This window comes from Streptomyces spiramenti, from assembly GCF_012034385.1.
Lineage (GTDB): Bacteria > Actinomycetota > Actinomycetes > Streptomycetales > Streptomycetaceae > Streptomyces > Streptomyces spiramenti.
Genome location: NZ_JAAVJB010000274.1, coordinates 1 through 5,775, shown reverse-complemented (window position 1 = coordinate 5,775; position 5,775 = coordinate 1). Strand labels below are relative to the sequence as shown.

The window sequence follows — 5,775 nt, the reverse complement described above, 5'->3', positions numbered from 1 at the left end:
CACCAGCCGAGCGCGCCGGCCCGGTCCCGCCGCCCGGGCCGTTCGCGGCCCGCCCGCGGTCCTCGCGGGTCGGCCCGCCGCCCCGCCACCGCCGTGCGCCCCGACCGTGTCGAAACGGTCGACAGGCCACCGTTCGCACTCCACCATCACTATCTGACGCACAGTCAGATATGGCGCCCAGTGCGGTCGTTCGCAGTCAAATCCTCTGGTAATGCACGCGGGGTGGTCACTCGGTTTCGAAGAGATAGGGTTCCGGCGGATGCGCCACCCACATGGCCGATGGTGTCAGTACCGCCCCCCCCACGTCAGTACCCGAGGAAACACCGCCACGCGCCCGCGCGCATCCCGTGCGACCTCGCCAGCCAACCCATGAGGAACAGATGACCCTGATACAGGTCGGTGCGCTGACACTGGCGGTCCTCCTGGCCGTCACGCTCGTCCTGGCTCTGCGCTGGAGACGGCTGGCCCGTGTCCGCGAGTCGGAGCTGCGCCAGGCTCAGGCCAAGATCACCGCGCGGGACGAAGAGGCGGTCCACTTCGTCGAGACCCGGCTGCGCCGCCTCGCGGACAAGGGCCGGCCCGGTCCGTCGCTGCACCCCACTCTCGCCGAGACCGACTTCGCGCGCGCCCAGGAGCGCGCCCTCCAGGCGATCACCGTCATCGCCCGTGAGTCCGCCCGGCGAGCGGAGCGGCAGATCACGGAGAAGGCCGAGAGCGTCGCCCAGGCATCGGTCCGCGCCGTCACCCAGTCCCTCCAGGCACTCGTCGCCGAACAGCAGATCGCCATCACCGCGATGCTGGAGGGCCACCACAGCGACAAGGTCCTCGCCGACCTCATCCCGATCGACCACGCCTGCAGCCAGCTGGCCCGCCGTGCCCAGATCGTCTCCGTCCTCACCGGCTCCTGGCCGGGACGGCAGCGTGACGATTCCCCGCTGCTGGAGGTCGTCCGGGGCGGCGTCTCCCGCATCCGCGACTACCGCCGCGTGCGGGTCACCGGCGAGCCCACGGAGCACGTCACCAGCCGCGTGGTCGAGCCCGTGGTCCTCGCCGTCGCCGAACTCCTGGACAACGCCGCCCGCCACTCGGCGCCCGGCACCGAGGTCGAGGTCGGCTTCGTCTCCGCGCACAACGGCATCAGCATCGTCATCGACGATGCCGGTATCGGCCTCACCCCCGAGGAGCGGGACCGCGCCGGCCGGCTGCTGACCGGCCAGGAACCGGTACGGCTCACCGAGATGCGCAACCCGCCGCGCTTCGGCTTCGCCGGCGTCGGCATGCTCGCGTCCCGCTACGGCCTGCGCGTCCAGGTGGGCCAGGAATCGGTCCACGGAGGCGTTCGTGCCGTACTGCACATCCCCCGCGAACTGCTCGCAGCCCCGTCGGCCCCGTCCCGGCCGATGAGCCAGATGCCGCCGCTCCCGGAGCCCGCGGCCCGGCCCGCCGCCGCCGAGCCGCAGCAGGCGCCCCAGCCGCTCCCGCAGCGTTCCGCGCAGCCGGCCCCGGTCCCCGCCCACGTCGCCGCGCCCAATCCCTACGAGGACCATGTCGCGGCGCCGCATCAGGCGGCCCCGGAGCTGCCGTCCCAGCAGCAGCCGGCCGCGCACCACCAGCACTCGCCGTACGCCGCCGCGGAGCCCGCCGCCCCGCAGGGCGGCGACCACGAGGAGAGGGAGAGGCACGCCCCCTACCCCGTCGCCGAGGACGGCCTCCCCGTCCGGCGGCGGCAGCGCGGTGGCTCCCACCGCCGCAGCCGGCCCACGGTGCCTTCGAGCCGTCCCCCCGCCCCCGACGCCGGACGCGCCTTCGCCGCGTTCGTGCGTGGCTCGACCTCCAACCACGATGAGGAGAACACCCTGTGAACCCCGCGCCCAACCTGAGCTGGATCCTCGACGAGCTGGTGAGCGTCCCGCACGCCCGGCACGCCGTGCTGCTCTCCGCGGACGGTCTGATGACGGCGACCTCGGAGGGCGTCGACCGCGACCTGGGCGACTCCGTCGCCGCGCTGACCTCCGGCCTCCAGTCGCTCAGCCGGGCAGCCGCGGTCTTCGCCAGCGGGGGTGAGGACCCCTGGGAGCAGACCCTCGTGCAGTTCGGCAACGGGTTCATCTTCATCGTCGCGGCGGGCGAGGGCACCTTCCTGGTCGTCTCCGCGGGCCGGGAGGTCGACATCGAGGCGATGTCGTTCCGCATGGGCAAGACCATCGACCGGGTCGGCCAGGAACTCGGGCTGGCGCCGCGTCAGGCCCCGGTTGGCGGCGCGTGAGCGGCGAGCGCCCGCGTGACGGGCTGGTCCGGAGCTACGTGGTCACCGGTGGTCGGTCCACGCCCAGCCGCAACCACTTCGACGCGATCACGCTGATCACCCGGCCCGACCCCGGGCCGGGCCGCGGCGGACTCTCACCGGAGCAGCGGCACGTCCTGGACCTGCTCGCGTCGAGCGCGCAGTCGGTCGCCGAACTCGGCGCCCGGCTGCGGCTCCCGCTGTCCGTGCTGCGCGTACTGCTCGCCGACCTGATGAGCGGGGGACACATCACCACCCAGCGGTCGATCACCCGGTCGGACCGCCTCGACCGCAAGCTACTGGAGGAAGTCCTTGCTGGACTCCAGCGCCTCTGACCACCGCACCGCGCCGGCGCTGCGCGGTGACGAGCGGACGGTGAAGATCCTGATAGCCGGTCACTTCGGCGCCGGCAAGACCACCTTCGTGCACTCGCTCTCGCAGATCGCTCCGCTGAGCACGGAGGAGGTGATGACGTCCGCCAGCATCGACACCGACCACACCAACCTGCCGAACAAGACCTCCACCACCGTGGCCATGGACTTCGGCCGGCTGTCGCTGACGGACGACCTGGTGCTGTACCTCTTCGGCGCGCCCGGCCAACCCCGGTTCTTCCCCGTCCTCCGGGACCTCGCCTTCGGCGCGCTCGGCGCCCTGGTGCTGGTGGACACCCGCAGGCTGGAGGACACCTACCCGATCCTGGAGCTCATCGAGGACCTCGATCTGCCCTACGCCATCGCGATAAACCGCTTCGACAACGCGCCCGAGCACAGCGTCGAGCGGCTGCGCGAGGTGATGGACCTCGAACCGGAGACCCCGCTGGTCATCTGCGACGCGCGGGAGCACCGGAGTTCGACGGACGCGCTGATCACGCTGACCCGACACGTGCTCACCCTCACCCCGGAGACCATCGCATGACCACCGACCCGTCCGGGGGGCAGTGCCCGGCCCACCGGTCCGCGAACGACACGGCCGGCCACGTCGCCACCGCGACCCAGGAGCCGCCCCCGGACCACCCGCTGCCGATCTACGGCCCGGGGTTCAGCGCCAACCCGCGCGCCACCTACGAACGGCTGCGCGCGCAGGGACCCATCGCGCCGGTGGAGATCTCACCGGGCGTCTACGGGTACCTGACCACCACCTACCGCTCCGCGCTCTACCTGCTGCGCAACACTCCCAACCGGTTCGCCAAGAACCCCCGGCACTGGCAGGCGCTGCGCGAGGGCCACGTCCCCGCCGACAGCCCGGCGGCGATGATGATGGGGCCGCGCGACAACGCGCTCTGGATGGACGGCCCCGCCCACGCGCGGCACCGCCGGGCGATCACCGGCAGCCTGGAGAAGGTCGACACCCACGCGCTGGCGGACACCGTCACCGCCATCGCCGACCAGCTCATCGACGCTTTCTGCGCCGACGGCCGGGCGGACCTGGTGCCGCGCTACGCCGACCCGCTGCCGATGATGACCCTCATCAAGCTGTTCGGCTGCCCCGACGAACTCGGCCACCGGATCGTGCAGGCCATCGGCCAGCTCTTCGACGGCACCGACGCGGCGCAGGCCAACGCCAACGTGCACGCGTCCAACCTGGAACTGGTCTACCTCAAGCGCCGTGAGCCCGCGGACGACGTCACCTCGTGGCTCCTCCAGCACGAGGCCGGTCTGGACGACGAGGAGATGATCCAGACCATTCTCCTGGTCATCGGGGCCTCCACCACCCCGAGCAGCAACCTCATCATGAACGGCCTGCTGCGGATGATCACCGACTCCCGTTTCGCCGGAAACGTGCACGACGGCGTGCAGCCGGTTTCCGACGCCGTGGACGAAGTGCTCTGGAACGACCCGCCGATGGCGAACTACAGCCCGCTCTACGCCCTCGGCTACCAGACCTACGAGGGCATCACCATCCACCCCGGCTACCCCGTGCTGGTGTCGTTCGCCGCCGCCAACTCGGACCCGGCGCTCGGCATCGCCCCGGGGTCCCGCGCAGGCAACCGGGGGCACCTGGCGTTCTCCGCGGGGGTCCACGCCTGCCCGGCGCCGGACCTCGCGCGGATCATCACCGAGACGGCGATCGAGCGCATCCTCGACCGGCTCCAGCCGCTGACGTTCGCCGGGGACATCTCGCGGCGGCCAGGCACCTACCACTCGGGCCTGACCGAGCTCCTCGTCCACTTCCAGCCCACCTCCCCGCTCGCCTCCTCCGAAAGGTGAACCGATGACCGCACAGGCGTCCCAGGGCAGCGGCCCCTACCCACTCGACGGCTCCGGCTCCGACATACACGGGGAGGCCACGGCACTGCGCGACCTCGGTCCCGCGGTCCGTGTCCTCCTCCCCGGCGACATCCCGGCCTGGTCGGTGACCGACCCCGGCCTGATCCGTCGGCTCCTCGCGCACAAGGAGGTGTCCAAGGACGCGCACCAGCACTGGCCCGCCTACCGGGAGGGCCGCATACCGGAGGGCTGGCCGCTGCGCATCTGGGTCGACGTGCGCAACGCGCTCTCCGCGTTCGGGCCCGAGCACACCCGCCTGCGCAAGCCGCTCGCCGCGGCGTTCACCGCGCGCCGGGTACGGGCGCTGGAACCTCAGGTCCAGCAGATGACCGACGCCCTCCTCGACGAGCTGCGGCCGGACGCGGAGAACGGCACCGTCGACCTCCGCGACCAGTTCGCCTGGCGGCTGCCGCTGCTGGTGGTCAACGCCCTCCTCGGCGTGCCGGAGAGCCTGCACGACGAGTTCCGGGACGCCGTCGGCACGCTCTTCGCCACCGACCTCAGCCCCGAGGAGGCGGCGGCCGGCGCGGTCGAGACGTACCGCCTGCTCAACGAGTTGATCGAGCTGAAGACCGAGACCCCGGGCGACGACGTCACCTCGGCGGTCATCGCCGCCCGTGCCGAGGGCGCCCTCGACGACCAGGAACTGCGGGACAGCCTGCTGGTCCTGATCGGCGCCGGGCACGAGACCACCGTCAACCTCATCGACCATGGCATCACCAACCTGCTGCTCCACCCCGAACAGCGGGAGATGGCGGTCAACGGCGAGGTCTCCTGGGACTCGGTGGTCGAGGAGACGCTGCGCCACCAGGCGCCGATCGCCAGCATCATCCTGCGGTTCGCGGTCAACGACCTGACCGACGAGGTGACGGGAATCCACTTCGCCCAGGGCGAGGCGATCGTCATCAACTACGCCGCTGCCGGCCGTGACCCGGTCGTGCACGGCGAGACCGCCGCCGAGTTCGACATCAGCCGGGCCGCCGCCCGCGAGCATCTCGCGTTCGGCCACGGCGTGCACTACTGCGTCGGCGCGCCGCTCGCCCGCATCGAGGGCCGCGTCGCGCTCAGCACCCTCTTCGGCCGCCACCCGGAGCTGGCGCTGGCCGTGGAACCGGAGGAGCTCCAGCCGCTGCCGTCGCTGATCTCCAACGGGCACCAGAGCCTGCCGGTGTACCTGGACCGGGCCGCGGCCCTGCGGACCAGCGCGGCCTGAGGGCCGCGCTG

At 72.1% G+C, this 5,775-nt stretch carries 6 protein-coding genes; all 6 read left to right on the top strand.

What is annotated here, in order from left to right; translation table 11 throughout:
- Positions 1-380: 380 nt before the first annotated feature.
- Genes HCJ92_RS21410 through HCJ92_RS21385 form a run of 6 tightly spaced genes read left to right on the top strand, consistent with a single transcriptional unit; the run spans position 381 to position 5,764 of the window.
- Positions 381-1,862, top strand: coding sequence for an ATP-binding protein (locus tag HCJ92_RS21410; RefSeq protein WP_167935255.1), 1,482 nt, complete (start codon positions 381-383; stop codon positions 1,860-1,862).
- Entirely contained in the window at positions 1,859-2,266 is a 408-nt protein-coding gene (locus HCJ92_RS21405) for a roadblock/LC7 domain-containing protein (RefSeq protein WP_167935254.1), read from the top strand. Before HCJ92_RS21410 ends, HCJ92_RS21405 begins: the two co-directional genes overlap by 4 nt.
- On the top strand, positions 2,263-2,619 hold the full coding sequence (locus tag HCJ92_RS21400) for a DUF742 domain-containing protein (protein WP_167935253.1): 357 nt from the start codon (positions 2,263-2,265) through the stop codon (positions 2,617-2,619). Before HCJ92_RS21405 ends, HCJ92_RS21400 begins: the two co-directional genes overlap by 4 nt.
- Entirely contained in the window at positions 2,600-3,199 is a 600-nt protein-coding gene (locus tag HCJ92_RS21395) for a GTP-binding protein (RefSeq protein ID WP_167935256.1), read from the top strand. The genes HCJ92_RS21400 and HCJ92_RS21395 overlap by 20 nt, the downstream gene beginning before the upstream one ends.
- Positions 3,196-4,491, top strand: a complete 1,296-nt coding sequence (locus tag HCJ92_RS21390; protein ID WP_167935252.1) for a cytochrome P450 — start codon at positions 3,196-3,198, stop codon at positions 4,489-4,491. The genes HCJ92_RS21395 and HCJ92_RS21390 overlap by 4 nt, the downstream gene beginning before the upstream one ends.
- Positions 4,492-4,495: 4 nt before the next feature.
- On the top strand, positions 4,496-5,764 hold the full coding sequence (locus tag HCJ92_RS21385; RefSeq protein WP_167935251.1) for a cytochrome P450 family protein: 1,269 nt from the start codon (positions 4,496-4,498) through the stop codon (positions 5,762-5,764).
- Positions 5,765-5,775 lie beyond the last annotated feature (11 nt).